This is a genomic window from Corynebacterium felinum (assembly GCF_030408755.1).
In the GTDB taxonomy this organism is placed as follows: domain Bacteria; phylum Actinomycetota; class Actinomycetes; order Mycobacteriales; family Mycobacteriaceae; genus Corynebacterium; species Corynebacterium felinum.
Genome location: NZ_CP047209.1, coordinates 1616692 through 1633932, shown reverse-complemented (window position 1 = coordinate 1633932; position 17241 = coordinate 1616692). Strand labels below are relative to the sequence as shown.

The window sequence follows — 17241 nt, the reverse complement described above, 5'->3', positions numbered from 1 at the left end:
TAGTATATTGCTGGTATGCCTAAAACCCGTGAACCTGCCCCATACGCGCCGGTAGCACGGGTTTTACCTCTTTTAGGGATTTCACATCTTGACCGAGTCTTCGAATACACCATCGACACTGAGCAAGATGCCCTCGCACAACCCGGTGTGCTTGTGCGCATTCGCTTCGCAGGACGCCTCATCAACGGATTGTTGCTCGAACGCAGCACGAGCGCACAACACACCGGAAAACTGCAATGGCTCGACCGCATCATCTCACCAGAAGTGGTCTACCCCGAACGCACCCGGGCGTTGGTGGAATCCCTCGCACAACGCTATGGCGGGATTACCTCTGACATCATCCGCGCAGCAATCCCGAGCAGACACGCCAAAGCTGAAGAATCTGATACCCACACCCCGTGGGAAGATCTAGGGGAGGTCACCGAACCCGACCTGAGTTACTGGTCCTCCTACCAGCACGGGGAGAGCTTTGTCGACGCCGTCTTAGGTGGCACCATCGCACGCGCAGCCTGGCAAATGACCCCCGGCGAAGCCTGGGCAGACGCGCTTTCCGCACTCGCCGTTAAAGTAGTGCTCGGCGGTAAAGGTGCACTGATTATCGTGCCGGATCAACGCGACCTCGACACGTTAGAAGAGGCTCTAAAAAAGCTCATTGGCCCGAAACAAATCACCGTTTTAAACGCCGCACTGGGAAACCAAGCACGCTACCGACGCTTCCTCTCCATCCTGCATGGACAGGCTAGGCTGGTGATCGGCACCCGCAGCGCCGCGTTCGCCCCACTGGTCAACCCGGGGCTTATGGTGATCAAAGACGACGGCGACGACAACCTCGTCGACCCGCGTGCACCGTATATTCACGCACGAGAAGTACTCACAACTCGCTCCACCTTGGAAAAATGTTCACTGATCCTTGCTGGTGTTTCGCGCAGTACTGAAACCCAATTACTGGTCGAGTCTGGTTGGGTACACGATCTCGTGGCCAGCCGTGACACTATTCGCACGCGCATGCCGCGCATCCGTGCAACAGCTGATAGTGATATCGCCCTAGAACGCGACCGATTCGCAGCCACCGGTAGACTCCCAGCCCTTGCATTTAGTGTTATCCGGGATACACTCGCCCGTGGCGAATCCGTGCTTGTTCAAGTACCACGCACAGGCTATGTGCCAACCCTCGCCTGCAAAAATTGTAAAACCTCCGCTAGATGTAGGCATTGTAACGGCCCATTAGGAATTCCCGAAGTGCGAAGCAATGGCCAGCAACCACCTGCCCACATCCTGCCAGGTCCGCACAATCAGCGCAGGGGAAATAATGAACAACTCTGGCATGCTGCAGTGCCCACCTGCCATTGGTGTGGGCGTAAAGACAACCATTTCACCTGTTCGTCTTGCGGGCATCATGCCGTACGCGCCGTCGTGTTAGGTCAAGCACGCACCGCTGAAGAATTCGGTCGTGCATTCCCCAAAACCCGCATCGTCACGTCAGGCGGCAATCGCGTGCTCGACACCATTCCCGCCGGCGCATCGCTTGTGATCGCAACCCCAGGCGCCGAGCCAAAAATCAGTCAGGGAAGTTATGGCGCGGCGGTCCTGCTCGACAGTTGGGCTCTCCTTGGGCGTCAAGATCTTCGCGCAGCCGAAGACACCTTCGCCAAATGGACTGCTGCAGCAAGCCTGGTGTGCTCACACCTTAAAGGTGGGGAAGTAGTAGTTGTCGCCGACGCTGCTCTTTCCGTAGTGCAGCATTTCATCCGCTGGGATGTAGTCGGTCGCGCTGCCCAAGAACTTGCCGAGCGACGCGACGTACGTTTCCCGCCAGCCGTGAACATGGCCGCTGTCGACGGACCAAGTAAAGCATTAGACCAGTTCATCGACATCGTTGAGCTACCTGAGCATGCAGAAATCCTCGGACCAGTCGACCTCCCACCTGGTGTGAAACTTCCCGGTGAATATGACGAGGCCACGTTTGGGCCACCCCAGCGACTGTTGATCAGAACACCGCTAGGTCCACGTGCCCAACTTGGCAAAGCACTGCGCGCTGCACACCAAGGACGTCTTGCGCGCAAAGATGCGCTTCCGTTGCGGATCCAAATCGATCCTATTCGCATCGGCTAAACCAACGTATTGTGGCAGTGCAGCTGGGGAAAGTTCTCAGCGTTAAGCTACAATAAGTTTTTTAAAAAAATACAGTCGTCACTCTTTCAAGCGCTTACGATCACGAACGCCTGACACCCCCACACGCAGTTCTTAAGACCAAGTAGGCAGGGCAAGGCTTAATCACTGTGACTTAAAACCTTGACCGCACACAGCAGTGACAACAAATATTTATGGTGTGGGCAAAACACAGTAACGCACAGCACCTCGTGAGAACAGAAGGAGTTTCATGACCATCCGCGCAATCCGACTTTTCGGTGATCCAGTACTAACCACTCGTGCACAAGAAATCACTGAATTCGATGCTGCACTAGAAACACTCGTTAACGACATGCTCGAAACCATGGATGATGCTGGGGGAGTCGGCCTCGCCGCCAACCAAATCGGAGTGCTACGACGGATCTTCGTCTACGATTGCTCCCACACTGAAGATGGCCTGCGCGGACATATCATCAACCCAGTATGGGAACCTGTGGGAGAAGACACTCAAACAGGAACCGAAGGATGCCTGTCGATTCCCGGCATTTCTGCGGAAACCGAACGTTTTGAAACTGTGCGCGTATCTGGACAAGACATGCACGGCAACCCTATTTCGATGGTGGCCTCCGGACTGATGTCTCGCTGTATCCAGCATGAAACTGACCACCTTGATGGCCGGTTGTTTATCAAGCAGCTGAGCCCACAACGCCGCAAAGAAGCAATGAAAGCGATTCGTGAATCCGACTGGTTCCAGCTGTAACCACTTCAGGAAACGAGCAACGACTTCACTAGGTATAAATCTAGCTGCATGTGTGCACGGACAGTGTTATGCACAACCTCAGCACACTAACAGGTAGTGACCAAACCTCCTCACCCATCCTCTACATGCGGCGACGTTGCTCTTTTGTACACTTAGTGGGTACACACTGCCCCTTAGACTATCTCCATTCTCCTCCTTTTACAGAAACGAGTCGTTTCCAGTATGCGCCTAATCTTCGCTGGTACTCCAGAACCCGCCGTGGTGGCTTTAGAAAAACTCCTTGCCTCTGAGCACGAGGTCATTGCCGTACTTACGCGGCCCGATGCTCCCAAAGGGCGTGGACGCACCCTGCACCCCTGCGCGGTAGCAGCATTTGCTGAAAAGCACGGCATCGAAGTTCGCAAACCCGCCACCTTAAAGCAAGGTACTGAAGACGGCGATGCCTTCCGTGCGCGTTTGCAGCAACTAGCCCCCGATTGTGTGCCTGTAGTCGCCTACGGCAACCTCATTCCACAAGACGTGCTCGACATGGTTGAACACGGCTTTGTTAATCTCCACTTCTCCCTACTGCCGAAATATCGTGGTGCTGCACCAGTCCAAGCTGCAATCGCAGCAGGCGAATCAATCACGGGCGCAACCACATTCCGGATCGATGCCGGGTTAGATACCGGTGACATCCTGGGAATGATCGAACAGCCCATTGAAGCCACCGATACCGCCGATGACCTGCTCACCCGCCTAGCCTATAGCGGTGGCGATCTATTAGTGCGCACCATCACCGGGTTGGAAGCTGGCAGCATCGAACCTCGGAAACAACAGGGAGACCCAAGCCATGCGGCAAAAATCTTGCCCGCCGATGCGCGCATCGACTGGAATCTCCCAGCCGAAATTATCGACCGCACCGTGCGTGCTGTTACCCCAGCACCAGGTGCTTGGACGATGCTCGGTGACGATCGAGTCAAGCTCGACCGCTTGACACTCAATCCCACACAGATCGAAGAGATCACCCTAAGCCCTGGTGAACTCCACATCCAGAAAAAACAAGTCCTCGTCGGCACCGGCACCACCGCCTTAGCTCTGACCCGCATTCAAGTACCCGGCAAAAAAATGATGAACGCCACCGACTGGTCGCGCGGAATCCACAACCCAGAAGGGATCACGTTCCAATGAGCCTCAACAACACAGGCGGGTTCCGATCACGCGCCCAAAGCAAAGGCGCAACCCAAAAGCCACGCCAAGAACAACAACACCACACCAGTGAACAACGCCCGCAGCGACGTCGACACGCTGTAGAGCAACACTCTGGCAGCGGACACAATCATCGCAGCAACAAAAACCAGGGTGCTGCGAAATACCAACACCAGCGCAGCAGCCGCACCCAAGGATATACACCCGGCTCCGACCTGCGCGGGCTCACCGGAGTCGACCTGCCCCGCGCACTAAGCTTCGATATTGTCTACCGCGCGAACGAAGAAGGAACATACGCCAACCTAGCGCTCCCCAAAGCGCTGCGCGTAGCTGGATTGCACGGGCGTGATGCCGCATTTGCTACCGAACTCAGCTACGGCACCCTGCGCACACAGGGCGTGCTTGACGCGGTGATTGCCGACTGCTCCTCCCGACCACTAGATAGCCTCGACCCCGGCGTGCTCAACGCCCTTCGTGTGGGCGCCTACCAGTTGCTGTATACTCGCGTCGACCAGTATGCTGCCGTCAACTCCACCGTAAACCTCGTGGTTGCGATCGGACAGGAAAAAGCGAAAGGCTTTGCCAACGCTATTCTGCGCACAATTACCCGCACCGAGCCTGCACGATGGTTCACACGCCTTGAACCCACCGGAGAGATTGCTGCCTGCGCTTTCCGCCACGCACACCCAGAGTGGATCGCACGCAGCTTCTCCCAAGTTGTGGGCTTAGGGGAACTCGAAGAAGCTCTGCGGGCGGATTCTATGCGTCCACAAGTCCACCTTGTTGCTCGGCCCGGCGAAATTTCTGCCGAAGAATTAGCGCTGATCACCGAGGGTGAGGAAGGCAAGTACTCGCCTTATGCGGTCTATCTGCCCGCCGGTGATCCAGGCAAGCTCGCGCCCGTGCAAGATGGTTTGGCTGCCGTGCAAGATGAAGGTTCGCAGCTGATCGCCCGCGCGCTTGTCGAAGCCCCCATCGAAGGCGAAGATCAAGGGCGCTGGCTTGATTTATGCGCAGGCCCTGGCGGCAAAGCGGCGCTTGTGGGCTGCTTAGCTCGTATTGATGGCGCGCATGTCGATGCCGTCGAAATCCAGCCGCATCGCGCTCAATTGATCGCGCAAACTGTTCGATCACTCCCCGTCACCGTGCACACCGTTGATGGGCGCAACCCTGGCCTTAAGCCCGGTTACGATCGCGTGCTTGTGGATGCTCCGTGCTCGGGCCTTGGTGCTTTGCGACGCCGTCCCGAAGCTCGGTGGCGCAAACAAGAATCCGACATTGCAGAGCTGAGCACGCTTCAGTACGAATTGCTTTCGTCTGCCATCTCACTGGTGCGCGACGGTGGTGTGGTAGTGTATTCCACTTGTTCACCTGATCTGCGCGAAACCCGTCAAATCGTGGACAAGGCAGTAAAAAACTTTAACCTCGAAGAACTTGATGCTGCAGCATTGACTAATGGTATGGAAAACACTGGCGAATATAAGTCTGTTCAAATGTGGCCGCACCGCCACGGTACCGATGCGATGTTCTTTGCCGTTCTGCGCAAACCAGCGGTCTAGTGTTGCGTTGAAGAAACGCGCAGGAAAAGCCTAGGCTTTAGGTGGCTTGGGGATAATGATGGGGCGTAGGACTTTACCCCCGCGTCCACCACTTTCGGTATGGATGGGGACTAGAATGAGGGCATGTCAGGAAATCCACGCAGCGTTATTATGTCCCCGTCGATCCTTGCAGCTGACTTTTCCCAATTAGGGAATCAAGTACGCGCCGTATCCAATGCCGATTGGATACATGTGGATGTCATGGACGGGCATTTTGTTCCGAACCTTTCTTTCGGCGCCGATATTACCCATGCGGTTTCTCAAGTCACGGAGTTGCCGTTGGATGTGCACCTGATGATCGAATCCCCTGAAAAATGGGTGGATCACTATGTGAAGGCGGGGGCAAGCTGCATCATTTTCCATGTGGAAGCCACTGATGATCCCGTCGCGTTAGCGCGCACTATTCGTGCTGCTGGTGTGCGTGCTGGCTTCTCATTGCGGCCGGGTACTCCCATTGAGCCATTCCTGCCAACCTTGGATGAATTCGATCTCGTGCTGGTGATGAGCGTGGAACCTGGTTTCGGGGGGCAGAGTTTCATGCCTGACCAGCTTGAGAAGGTGCGTCTACTGCGTGCAGAGATTGATGCTCGCGGATTAAATACTCTCATCGAAATTGACGGCGGAATCAGCACAGCAACCATTGCGCAGGCTGCGCAAGCCGGCTGTGATGCTTTTGTTGCTGGCTCTGCTGTCTTTGGTCAACCTGATCCTGCTGCTGCTGTCGATGAGTTGCGTGCACTTGCCACGAGCGCTCACACTGCAATTTAAGCACCTATCCTTTTATTCACCCCCGCGGAAATGGGTCTCACATCTGGTGAAATTTACGACTGTGGGCTATCGATGCCTGTTTCACGCGCAGAACCAAGACACGATTGATCGCAGCGCACACTGGTGTTCGGTGTCTTAGCTACGAGAACGCTGCTGCGGGGGTTAGAAGGAGTGACTACATCCACCGTTTTTATTCGAATAGCCTTGTGGCAGCTACCTTCAGGCATGGGGTTTTCGTACATCTAATTTTCACGCGCACACCTTGGTGTGAACAGCGCCTTTCACCCTGTGGGCGAATCTTCCTCCCACTTTTTGCCCGCAAACTATCACCACCATTGACCAACGAACACCCCTAAAGGAGCAGCAACGTGTTTACCGGAATCATCGAAGAAGTGGGAATCATCAACTCCATTACTCCCATTGGAGATGGAATTGCTGTGGGCATTGATGCCCACACCGTTGTAAGAGATGCAGAAAAAGGTGCGTCCATTGCTGTCGATGGCGTATGCCTCACCGTCACCGATTTCACTCCTGCATCGTGGACGTGCTTCATCATGCGCGAAACCTTGAACAATTCCACCTTAGGAAATCGTGTCGTGGGGGATAAGGTTAATCTTGAGCGTGCCATGCGAGCCGATACCCGCTTTGGTGGGCATGTGGTCGAAGGACACGTTGATTGCACGTCCACGATCCACAGTGTGGAAATTACCGAACAGCAAAAAGTACTTCGCTGTTCACTGGCTCCTGAGCACGCGGGACTTGTTGTACACAAAGGATCCATTGCAATCAACGGCACAAGCTTAACTGTGTCTACGGTGGGCCTCGACTTTTTTGAGGTAAGCCTCATTCCGACCACTCGCGCACTCACGAACCTTGATGCGCTTGCGGTGGGTGACGAAGTCAACCTCGAATTCAACGTGATGGGTAAATACCTTGCCCGTTTCTTTGAGGTTGCTCAGGCTCTACCGGTCTAGGATCAGCCGGGCTTTCTTGTGACTGCTTGTCCTGTTTAGCTGCGTCAAGGGGAGTTTCTTGGGAAAGTTCGCTAGAATCTTATAACGGCTTTATGCATGCTGTTTGTGCATAAGGAAGGTGCGATATGATGCCTGCGCATTGGCAAGCAGGAACGGTGGTTTCTCTTCGTCGGTGTCATGTCCCGCTTCACAGGTACGCTTGGGTTGAATAACATCGAAACGTACACCGGCCCACAAGCAATCAATGATGGATGAAGAAGTGGAAAACCAGGAACCGAAGAGTACTGAACACCGCACACCCCCGCTGTTGAGTGAGCGTGAGGTTCATCAATATGTGGCGGCTGATGCTGCTTTGACAACAACGAAACCGTGGGAGTTGGTTATCACTAGCGCCCGCATGAAGATGTATGCAATCATCGCCGCTGTGGTTACCGTTGGTTTGCACACCTTCCTTGCGTTTATCGTCGCAGTGGGCGATACTGGTGCAGCCGTCACAAGGATCGACCAGTGGGGTTATTTCCTTGTTGGCTGTCTTTTCGCCACTGTTATTTTCCTAGGCATTTACCGGCCGCGAGTACGTGTCAATGAAGACGGTGTTGATGTGCGCAACTTTGTGGGTTCGCACTTTTACCCATGGTCAGTGATTTACGGATTGAATTTCCCCCAAGGTGCCCGTATGGCTCGCCTTGAGTTGCCGGAATTTGAGTATGTTCCACTGTGGGCTGTTCAGTCGGCTGACGGTCATGCGTGCGTGCGTGCGGTTGAAAAGTTCCGTGAGCTTGAGGCTCTTTACATGCCGGAAGATTAGTCTTCACTTTCAGTGGTGCCCTTTGTGCGTTCATTGGGCACCACTGTTGTGCTGTTTTATTTAATTATCTTTGTTGCAGACACCTGCCACTGTTTTTCGCGTTGGTGTTTTTAAAGAGAAGCGCTTTAGGGGGCTGTTTTTCGTGGCTGATCCTTCAACATACCGCCCTCTTCCTGGCAGCATTCCGACTGATCCGGGTGTGTATAAGTTCCTGTCTGGCACAGGTCGCGTGATTTATGTGGGTAAGGCGAAGAATCTTCGCTCGCGACTGTTGAGCTATTTTCAAGATTTAAGCCAGTTGCATCCGCGTACGCGGCAGATGGTTACTACTGCTGATTCCGTGGAGTGGACGGTGGTGGGTACTGAGGTTGAGGCATTACAGCTGGAATACACGTGGATTAAGAAGTTTGATCCGCAGTTTAATGTGAAGTATCGGGATGATAAATCGTACCCGGTGTTAGCGGTGAGTGTAGGGGAACGGGTGCCGCGTGCGTTTTTCTATCGGGGTCCGCAGCGGAAAGGTATTCGCTATTTTGGTCCGTTTTCGCATGCGTGGGCGGTGCGTGAAACCTTGGATTTGCTTACGCGGGTTTTCCCGGTGCGTACGTGTACGAAGGGGGTTTTTCATCGTCATGAGGCGTTAGGGCGTCCGTGTTTGCTCGGTTATATCGATAAGTGTTCGGCTCCGTGCGTGGGGAAGGTTTCGGAGGCGGAGCATCGGGAAATTGTGAACTCTTTTTGCTCGTTTATGTCCGGGCAGACAGATCGGGTGACCCGGGATCTCGAGGCGGAGATGATGCAGGCTGCTGAAGAGTTGAATTTTGAGCGTGCGGCGCGTCTTCGGGATGATTTGATGGCTGTTCACAAGGTGATGGAGCAGCAGGCGATTGTGTTCAGTGATGGTACTGATGCTGATGTGATTGCTGTGGAAGCGGATTCGTTAGAGGCGTCTATTCAACTGTTTCATGTGCGCCAGGGGCGGGTGCGTGGCCAGCGTGGCTGGGTCGTGGAGCGCAGCGATGATACTGATGAACAGTTGGCTGAGATGCTGCAGTCTTTCTTGATTCAGTTCTATTCGGATGCACTGGAGCAAGAAAACTACACCTTGGAGTCGGAAAAGAAGGTGGTGCGGCGTGGTGTCGACCAGTTCTCTCTCACCGATGATGCTCCTGCGTTACGACGCCCAGCCGACGTGATCCCGAAAGAAATCTTGGTGCAGGTGCTTCCTGTCGACGTGGACCATACACGCGCGGTGCTAGAGGGTTTGCGCGGCACCCAGATTGATATTCGTGTACCGCAGCGTGGCGATAAAAAAACGCTGATGGAAACTGTGCATCGTAATGCTGTGGATGCGTTGCGTCAACACAAGCTCAAGCGGGTTGGTGATCTCACCGCGCGCTCCGCTGCTTTGCAAGAGATTCAAGATGCGTTATTTATGGATTCGGCTCCGCTGCGTATGGAGTGTACGGATATTTCGCATATTCAGGGCACAGATGTGGTGGCCTCGCTGGTCGTGTTTGAGGATGGTCTGCCGAAGAAATCTGACTACCGTCGCTATAAGATCAAAGAAGCTGCAGGCGATGGGCATTCTAATGATGTGGCTTCGATTGCGGAGATTGTTCGCCGTCGTTTTGCTAAGCATCATCGAGATAAGCGAGCGATGCCGGAATTGGAGGAGTTTGAGGATTCTGCGGTCGAGGAGAACTCTCGTTTTGCCTACCCTCCGCAGTTATTCATCGTTGACGGTGGATTGCCGCAGGTGAATGCTGCGCAGCAGGTGTTGGATGAGTATGGGATTACGGATGTCACACTCATTGGTATTGCGAAGCGATTAGAGGAAATTTGGCTGCCAGGGGAGTCTTATCCGTTGATTTTGCCACGCAATTCCCAAGCACTGTTTCTGTTTCAACATATTCGCGATGAAGCGCATCGTTTCGCTATTTCTTTCCATCGTCAGCAGCGTAGTTCAAGGATGCGTCGAAGTGAGCTTGATGAAGTCAAGGGGCTAGGTGCTGCACGTCGTAGTGAGTTGATTAAGCATTTCGGTAGTGTGAAGAAGTTGAAAGAGGCTTCTGTCGACGACATTGCTGCGGTTAAAGGTTTCGGCCCAAAGTTAGCCTCCGATGTGTTTAGTGCTCTGCATCCTGTTGATGAGGCGTCGAATACTGAAAGTTAAATGCCTTATTGCTGACCATGCGCGCACCGCGCGGACTGATTCCACAGTAGAATACAGAGAATGAACTTCGATGCACCTATTCTTGAGCCGGTAACTGAATTTCCCCCTGTAATTATTACGGGGATGTCGGGTGCTGGATTGTCCTCCGCAGCGCGTGTTTTGGAAGATATGGGCTGGTATGTCACCCAGAATCTGCCGCCTCAATTGGTTGTTTCACTGATCGAGTTCTGTAGCCAAGATAGTTCTCCGGTGAACAAAGTGGCGTTGGTGTCCGATGTGCGTTCCCTTGATTTTTCGTGCAGTTTGGATTCAGTGATCGCTGCGTTGAGTGAAAAGGGTTTGAAACCTTTAGTGCTCTTTATGGATGCTCGCGATGACGTATTGATCAAGCGCTTCGATAATCTGCGTCGCACTCATCCCCTCCAGGGTTCAGGAACTCTGTTGGTGGGCATTGAGCGTGAACGCGAACTTATTGCGAGTTTGAAAGAATCCGCTGATGTTGTCATTGATACGTCTGATTTGTCGATTCACGATTTGCGTCGTGCCATTGAGCCTAACTTCTCGAATTTGGCGGCAAAACAGCAGCATGTGACGGTGCAGTCCTTCGGCTTTAAGCACGGTACGCCACGCGATACTGACATCATGGTGGATGTTCGATTTTTGCCTAACCCGTTTTGGGTGCCAGAATTGCGGCCTTTCCGCGGCGTCGATAAGCCGGTGTCGGATTATGTGCTGAGCCAGCCGTCCGCGCAGGAGTTTCTCGATAATTTCTTCCGCATGTTGATGGATATGAAAGATGGTTTCAAGCACGAAGGGAAACGTTTTATCACTGTGTCCATCGGCTGCACCGGCGGGCATCACCGTTCGGTGGCGATCGCTGAAGAAATCGCTCGTCGTCTGTCCACTATTGAGGAGCTCGATGTGACAGTGAGCCACCGCGATATTTCTCGAAATTAGCAGTTTAGCTTTAATTTCTTCCAGCCCGTTGTCTACCTACTACTTCGAGAAATCATGAACACATCCACCTTTAATCATGCGAGTTCCTCGCACCATTCCCCGCGCCCTGAGGGGCTTTGCGTTGCTAGTTTTGGCGGCGGACACGGCTTGTTTCAAACATTGCGTGCTGTACGCCTCCTTGATCCCGCCTCGATTACAGCAATTGTGACTGTTGCTGACGATGGGGGTTCGTCGGGACGCATTCGGCGTGAATTAGGGCAGATCCCACCTGGTGATTTGCGCATGGCGCTGGCAGCACTTGCACCTCAGGATGAGGAGGGGAAAATCTGGGAAGAAGTGCTGCAGCACCGTTATGGTGGCTATGGTGCTCTTGCCGGTCATGCCGTGGGCAATTTGCTGATAGCAGGGCTTTACGATGTTTTGCAGTCGGAGGTTCAAGCTCTTGATGCGGTCGCACGCATGATTCGTGCACAGGGCCGTGTGTTGCCTTTGTGCGAGCAACCTTTAGATATTGAGGCAGATGTGGCGGGGCTGGGCGCTGACCCGCGTATTATGCGTCAAGTACGCGGTCAGGTCGCCGTGGCGACGACGGTGGGGCAGGTGCGACGTGTTCGATTGATCCCAGAGAGCCCGCAGCCGTGCGGGGAGGCTATTGAGGCGTTGCAGAAGGCAGATTTGGTGACATTGGGCCCAGGTTCGTGGTTTTCGTCGGTGTTGCCGCATCTTCTCGTTCCTGGCATTGTGGATACGTTGAATTCGATTTCGGCGATGCGCGTTGTGGTGTTGAATTTGGATGCTGAGCCAGGGGAAACTGCTGGTTTTACTGCTGAACGGCACTTGCATATTTTGACCCAGCATGCCTCGGATTTCCGCGCTGATGCCGTGCTTGTCGACGCCCTCGCCTTGCCATCAGAAGCGGATCGGGTGCATCTTGAACGGGCTGCGGCTAACCTTGGGGCACGCATCAGCTTCCATGATCTACGCGAGGCTGATTCTGCGGGAGTGTATACCTCCCGCCATGACCCAGACAAGCTTGCCGCGGCGTTGAAGAAAGTGTATTACGGCAACTAAAGCACTCTGGCTGTAAAAATTGTAAAAGTTTTGTTCGCGGCGTGTCGTTGTACAATGGGGACTCTCAAGCCTTCGGCCTGAATTAGCTCATTGTGATCAAGGCTTGTGCCTTGAAGAATCACGTTGGGTTTTCTGTGTTGTGTCAGGGTTTTCGTGAGCAACTTTTCTCCTACCCCCAAAGGAAGTTTCTCCAATCCCATATTTCTCTTTGTCACCAGCAGTGTGGTTTTTGAAGAGATTATGTTTGCGTTGTACTGGCACTTAGGGTGCCGATAAATAAAAGCTGGGGGTATGTTTTGTCCAAGATGATTGCGAGTAAAGGATGAGTGGGCGACTAGTGAGTAGCTTGACCAGTCAGGTAAAGGAAGAACTCTGTACGGTTAATGTCACCCGACAGAGTGCTCGCGTTGCTGAAGTTGCAGCAATGATCCGATTTGCTGGCGAGTTAAACATAGTGGCCCACAATCTTGTGATCGAGGTTGAGCTCGATGAAAAAGCTGTGGCGTTGCGTTTAAAAAATGCCATCGAAGAGCTTTTCGGTAATGACGTGAACTTGTTGGAGTTAGGTGCTTCGTCGAGTCGGCGGGCTTCTAAACATTTGTTGCGTATCACTGACGACGCTGAAAAACTCATTCGTCGCATCGGTCTTGTGACCCGCTCTGGCCATCAAGTATTAGGTTTGCCACCCCATGTAATTTCTGGGGTTGTTGCTGATGCCGAAGCAGCTTGGCGTGGTGCTTTTTTGGCTGCTGGGCATTTGGGCGATCCTGGCCGCTCCAGTGGTTTGGAGGTTGTTTGCCCTGGCCAGGAGTCTTCACTTGCGCTGGTAGGCTGTGCTCGTCGCATTGGAATTGTGGCAAAGACGAAAGAAACTCGTGGCGTGGAGAAGGTCGCGATTCGTGATGGTGATGCCGTAGGCGCATTGCTGACCCGTTTAGGAGCACACGCTACGCGCTTGCAGTGGGATCACAAGCGTCAAACACACAAGGCGCGACCGACCGGCAACCGTTTAGCTAATTTCGATGACGCGAATTTGCGCCGTTCGGCCCGCGCAGCGGTCGCTGCGGCTGCCCGTGTGGAGCGTGCTATGGAGATTTTGGGCGATGACGTTCCTGATCATCTGGCTGAAGCCGGACAGCTTCGCGTGTTGCACCGCCAAGCATCCTTAGAAGAACTTGGGCGATTGGCTGATCCGCAGATGACGAAAGATGCCGTCGCCGGCCGTATTCGCAGGTTGTTGTCGATGGCGGATAAGCGTGCCGAAGAAATCGGCATTCCTGACACCCAGGTTGCTGTGACCGATGACTTGCTCGAAGAAATCTAATTGCTTGCAAACCACGAATTAGGTCACTGACAAGCTACTTCTTGGTACCGGTTCATTCACGCTGCGTCTCGGCTGTCTTTCACCACGGTGAACTCTTGGGCAGTAGGGGTGTAGCGTGTTGCTTTCCTTTGGTCTCATGCACCCGCACCTGTGTCAACTTGTGAAATCTCAAGAATTGGTGTGCACTATTTTCACTCTTTTTGATCAGCGACGGTGATGCGTGCTTTCTGTGGCTTTGTTTTTGAACGAGGTAGCGATGTGGTTTCGGGCGTGGGCTTCAAGCAATACTGCTCTAAAAATGTGGTTTTTATTTTGTATGTGTTGACCTATTGATCTTTTTTCAGGTATTTATCCCATGCATTCACAACTTTTGCGTGGTCCAAACAGAAATAAACACACCTTGTGACTAGCTTCACATTCAGATGAAAATGTGGAGACTTTCGGGCATGAACCAATGGCTGTGCTGTGGATTCGCAATACCCCCACAGGGGTGAGGTGGTGGCGTCTACCTGCGGAGAAACGGACATAAAAGCAGGAAAAGCAACAAGAAAATTCTTGGCCCACCCCTCAAACGGGCAAGCGCAAAAAAGGGAATCTGGGCCTAAAACTGCTGTGCTACATGCGCAAATTAAGAATCGAAGCTAAACTATGGAGTCGAAGGGCATCACGTTCCACGAGAGTGCTGATGAGTTTCAATCGGAACTAAATACACACGATCCTAAGTTCTTTCGGTCGAACTCTGTGGGCGAGCCCCGCCAAGAAGCACTTCTACTTTTGAGGAGACACAACTGTGACTATTCGCGTAGGCATCAACGGCTTTGGTCGTATCGGTCGTAACTTCTTCCGCGCTATCGAAGAGCGCGGCGCTGATATTGAGATCGTTGCAGTCAATGACCTGACCGACAACAAGACCTTGGCTCACCTACTTAAGTACGATTCCATCCTCGGACGTCTTGGCAAGGAAGTAGAGTTCGACGACGAGTCCATCACCGTTGGCGGCCACAAGATGGTTGTCACCGCTGAGCGCGATCCAAAGAACCTCAAGTGGGGCGAGTTGGGCGTTGATATCGTCATCGAGTCCACCGGTTTCTTCACCGACGCTACCGCCGCAGCTGCCCACATCGAGGCTGGCGCAAAGAAGGTCATCATTTCCGCACCTGCGAAAAATGAGGATGCAACCTTCGTTGTCGGCGTCAACCACACCGATTACGATCCAGCCAAGCACCACATCATTTCCAACGCTTCCTGCACCACCAACTGCCTGGCACCAATGGCCAAGGCCCTCAACGATGCGCTCGGTATCGAGCGTGGCCTGATGACCACCATTCACGCATACACCGGTGACCAGCGCCTGCACGATGCGCCTCACCGCGACCTGCGTCGTGCTCGCGCTGCAGCCGTGAACATGGTTCCTACTTCTACCGGCGCAGCTAAGGCAGTCTCTTTGGTTCTTCCTGAGCTGAAGGGCAAGCTGGATGGTTACGCTATGCGTGTTCCAACCATCACCGGTTCTGCAACCGACCTGACCTTCACCGCTTCTCGTGAGACCACTGTTGAAGAGGTTAATGAGATTGTCAAGAAGGCAGCCGAGGGAGCTCTCAAGGGTGTTCTGGCTTACACTGAGGACCCAATCGTTTCCACTGACATCGTGACCGATCCTCACGCCTCCATCTTCGATGCTGGCCTGACCAAGGTCATGGGCGACCAGGTGAAGGTTGTTTCGTGGTACGACAACGAGTGGGGTTACTCCAACCAGCTCGTCACCATCACCGAGTACGTTGGCGAGCGCCTCTAATACATACTGCTGTTCCAACTGCGTAGTGGTGTGAATCCCTTGTTCAATGGGTCCACGCCACGCGCACAAGGAATACGTCTCATTCACGCTTAATATTTCTTCTTTGCTCATCTGCCGGATGCTCTCAGTACGTTCGGGGAGACCTTCTTCAGGGCGTGAGTTTGATGTAAGTGTGAAAATGGGGGAGTCCCGGTGCATAACTTCACGTGTGCGCCGGGACTTTTGCATACACTGATCTTCAAGGGATCATGATTGCCCGCATTCCCGCCATCGCCTGCGAAAAATGGGGGGGGTGCTGTGCGCGAGATTGATCACAGTACAATTTCATAGCGAAGACCTATTTGTTTTCCGATGTAAGGTAGCAGCTAGGTGTTCGTTGGTAACAAATTTTATTCTTCACCGTTTTTTCCTCTTATTCGGAAAGGTTGGAAATTTTCTATGTCTGTTAAGACTTTGCATGATCTCATCACTGAAGGCGTTGAGGGCCGTCACGTTCTCGTTCGTTCCGATTTCAATGTTCCTTTGAACGATGATCGCGAGATCACCGATGCTGGTCGTATCACCGCATCTCTTCCAACCATCCAAGCGCTTGTCGACGCCGGCGCCCGCGTGATCCTTATGGCGCACCTCGGTCGCCCAAAGGGCGAGGTCAATGAAAAGTTCTCCCTTGCACCAGTTGCTGAAGCTTTGTCTGAAGCATTGGGTCAGTACGTTGCACTCACAGGTGATGTGGTTGGTGAAGACGCACACGAGCGTGCAAACGGCTTGAATGATGGCGATGTTTTGCTTTTGGAAAACGTGCGTTTCGATCCGCGCGAAACCTCCAAAGACGCTGCCGAGCGTGGCGAATTCGCTGACCAGCTGGTGGCACTTGCAGCAGAGAACGGCGCATTTGTTTCTGATGGTTTCGGTGTTGTTCACCGCGCTCAGGCATCTGTATACGATGTGGCGCAGCGCCTACCTCATTACGCTGGTGGTTTGGTGCAGAAGGAAATCGACGTTTTGAAGAAGATCGTCGAAACTCCTGAGCGTCCATATGTAGTTGTTCTTGGCGGTGCGAAGGTTTCCGATAAGCTCGGTGTTATTGAGGCGCTGGCTCAAAAGGCTGACAAGATCATCATCGGTGGTGGCATGTGCTACACCTTCCTTGCTGCTCAGGGTATTGATGTGCAAGCTTCTTTGCTCCAGGAAGAGCAGATTGACAAGTGCAAGGAGCTTCTGGCAACTTTCGGTGACAAGCTCGTGCTGCCAGTGGATCTGATTGCTGCAGATGGTTTTGCTGCTGATGCAGAAAACAAGGTTGTTTCCCTTGATGCTATTCCTGCTGGCTGGATGTCTTTGGATGTGGGTCCTGAAACCGTCAAGCTGTACGCCGATGTGTTGAGCACCGCGAAGACCGTATTCTGGAACGGCCCCATGGGTGTGTTTGAGTTCGAGGCGTTCTCCGCTGGTACTCGCGGTGTAGCTGAGGCCATCATTGCCGCCACCGCTAAGGGTGCGTTCTCTGTTGTCGGCGGTGGCGATTCCGCCGCCGCAGTTCGCCTTCTGGGCTTGGATGAAGAAGGTTTCAGCCACATTTCCACTGGTGGTGGCGCTTCTCTTGAGTTCCTTGAGGGCAAGGAACTTCCTGGCGTCACTGTTTTAGAAAGCTAAGCTTGAGCTCATCATTGCAGTAAACAATGATCTAATACG

General features: G+C 53.3%; 13 protein-coding genes. All 13 read left to right on the top strand.

Translation table 11 applies throughout. From position 1 onward, the window contains the following. Window positions 1-15 precede the first annotated feature (15 nt). The 13 genes from CFELI_RS07010 to CFELI_RS06950 all read left to right on the top strand — a co-directional run bounded on the left by CFELI_RS07010 (window position 16) and on the right by CFELI_RS06950 (window position 17202). Entirely contained in the window at window positions 16-2112 is a 2097-nt protein-coding gene (locus CFELI_RS07010; protein ID WP_277105609.1) for a primosomal protein N', read from the top strand. A gap of 268 nt (window positions 2113-2380) precedes the next feature. Next, window positions 2381-2890, top strand: a complete 510-nt coding sequence (gene def, locus CFELI_RS07005) for a peptide deformylase (protein ID WP_277105610.1) — start codon at window positions 2381-2383, stop codon at window positions 2888-2890. A 222-nt stretch (window positions 2891-3112) separates the two neighbouring features. Beyond that, on the top strand, window positions 3113-4060 hold the full coding sequence (fmt, locus tag CFELI_RS07000; RefSeq protein WP_277105611.1) for a methionyl-tRNA formyltransferase: 948 nt from the start codon (window positions 3113-3115) through the stop codon (window positions 4058-4060). Next, the gene (locus CFELI_RS06995) at window positions 4057-5637 is read left to right on the top strand and encodes an RsmB/NOP family class I SAM-dependent RNA methyltransferase (protein WP_277105612.1); all 1581 of its coding nucleotides are present in this window, start codon (window positions 4057-4059) and stop codon (window positions 5635-5637) included. Before fmt ends, CFELI_RS06995 begins: the two co-directional genes overlap by 4 nt. Before the next feature lie 123 nt (window positions 5638-5760). Further along, window positions 5761-6444: a ribulose-phosphate 3-epimerase gene (gene rpe, locus CFELI_RS06990; RefSeq protein ID WP_277105613.1), complete on the top strand. Its 684-nt coding sequence runs from the start codon at window positions 5761-5763 to the stop codon at window positions 6442-6444. Window positions 6445-6812: 368 nt separating this feature from the next. After that, window positions 6813-7418 carry a riboflavin synthase gene (locus CFELI_RS06985; protein WP_277105614.1) on the top strand — a complete coding sequence of 202 codons (606 nt, stop codon included), beginning with the start codon at window positions 6813-6815 and terminating at the stop codon, window positions 7416-7418. A 247-nt stretch (window positions 7419-7665) separates the two neighbouring features. Next, window positions 7666-8226, top strand: coding sequence for a PH domain-containing protein (locus CFELI_RS06980; protein WP_277105649.1), 561 nt, complete (start codon window positions 7666-7668; stop codon window positions 8224-8226). Between the two features lie 142 nt (window positions 8227-8368). Further along, window positions 8369-10402, top strand: a complete 2034-nt coding sequence (uvrC, locus tag CFELI_RS06975; protein ID WP_277105615.1) for an excinuclease ABC subunit UvrC — start codon at window positions 8369-8371, stop codon at window positions 10400-10402. Between the two features lie 60 nt (window positions 10403-10462). Continuing rightward, window positions 10463-11359 (top strand): RNase adapter RapZ, encoded by an 897-nt coding sequence (gene rapZ, locus CFELI_RS06970; RefSeq protein WP_277105616.1) that lies wholly within the window; start codon window positions 10463-10465, stop codon window positions 11357-11359. Window positions 11360-11413: 54 nt separating this feature from the next. Then, window positions 11414-12430, top strand: a complete 1017-nt coding sequence (locus CFELI_RS06965; protein ID WP_277105617.1) for a gluconeogenesis factor YvcK family protein — start codon at window positions 11414-11416, stop codon at window positions 12428-12430. A gap of 337 nt (window positions 12431-12767) precedes the next feature. Beyond that, on the top strand, window positions 12768-13754 hold the full coding sequence (whiA, locus tag CFELI_RS06960; protein WP_374724729.1) for a DNA-binding protein WhiA: 987 nt from the start codon (window positions 12768-12770) through the stop codon (window positions 13752-13754). 790 nt (window positions 13755-14544) lie between these two features. Beyond that, a complete protein-coding gene (gene gap, locus CFELI_RS06955; RefSeq protein WP_277105619.1) occupies window positions 14545-15549 on the top strand; it encodes a type I glyceraldehyde-3-phosphate dehydrogenase in 1005 nt (334 codons plus the stop codon). Window positions 15550-15987: 438 nt separating this feature from the next. After that, window positions 15988-17202: a phosphoglycerate kinase gene (locus CFELI_RS06950; RefSeq protein ID WP_277105620.1), complete on the top strand. Its 1215-nt coding sequence runs from the start codon at window positions 15988-15990 to the stop codon at window positions 17200-17202. Window positions 17203-17241: the final 39 nt, after the last annotated feature.

Coding starts and splice junctions, on each gene's coding strand:
- CFELI_RS07010 (WP_277105609.1), top strand. CDS start 16: ATGCCTAAAACCCGTGAACCTGCCCCATACGCGCCGGTAGCACGGGTT.
- def (WP_277105610.1), top strand. CDS start 2,381: ATGACCATCCGCGCAATCCGACTTTTCGGTGATCCAGTACTAACCACT.
- fmt (WP_277105611.1), top strand. CDS start 3,113: ATGCGCCTAATCTTCGCTGGTACTCCAGAACCCGCCGTGGTGGCTTTA.
- CFELI_RS06995 (WP_277105612.1), top strand. CDS start 4,057: ATGAGCCTCAACAACACAGGCGGGTTCCGATCACGCGCCCAAAGCAAA.
- rpe (WP_277105613.1), top strand. CDS start 5,761: ATGTCAGGAAATCCACGCAGCGTTATTATGTCCCCGTCGATCCTTGCA.
- CFELI_RS06980 (WP_277105649.1), top strand. CDS start 7,666: ATGGATGAAGAAGTGGAAAACCAGGAACCGAAGAGTACTGAACACCGC.
- rapZ (WP_277105616.1), top strand. CDS start 10,463: ATGAACTTCGATGCACCTATTCTTGAGCCGGTAACTGAATTTCCCCCT.
- CFELI_RS06965 (WP_277105617.1), top strand. CDS start 11,414: ATGAACACATCCACCTTTAATCATGCGAGTTCCTCGCACCATTCCCCG.
- CFELI_RS06950 (WP_277105620.1), top strand. CDS start 15,988: ATGTCTGTTAAGACTTTGCATGATCTCATCACTGAAGGCGTTGAGGGC.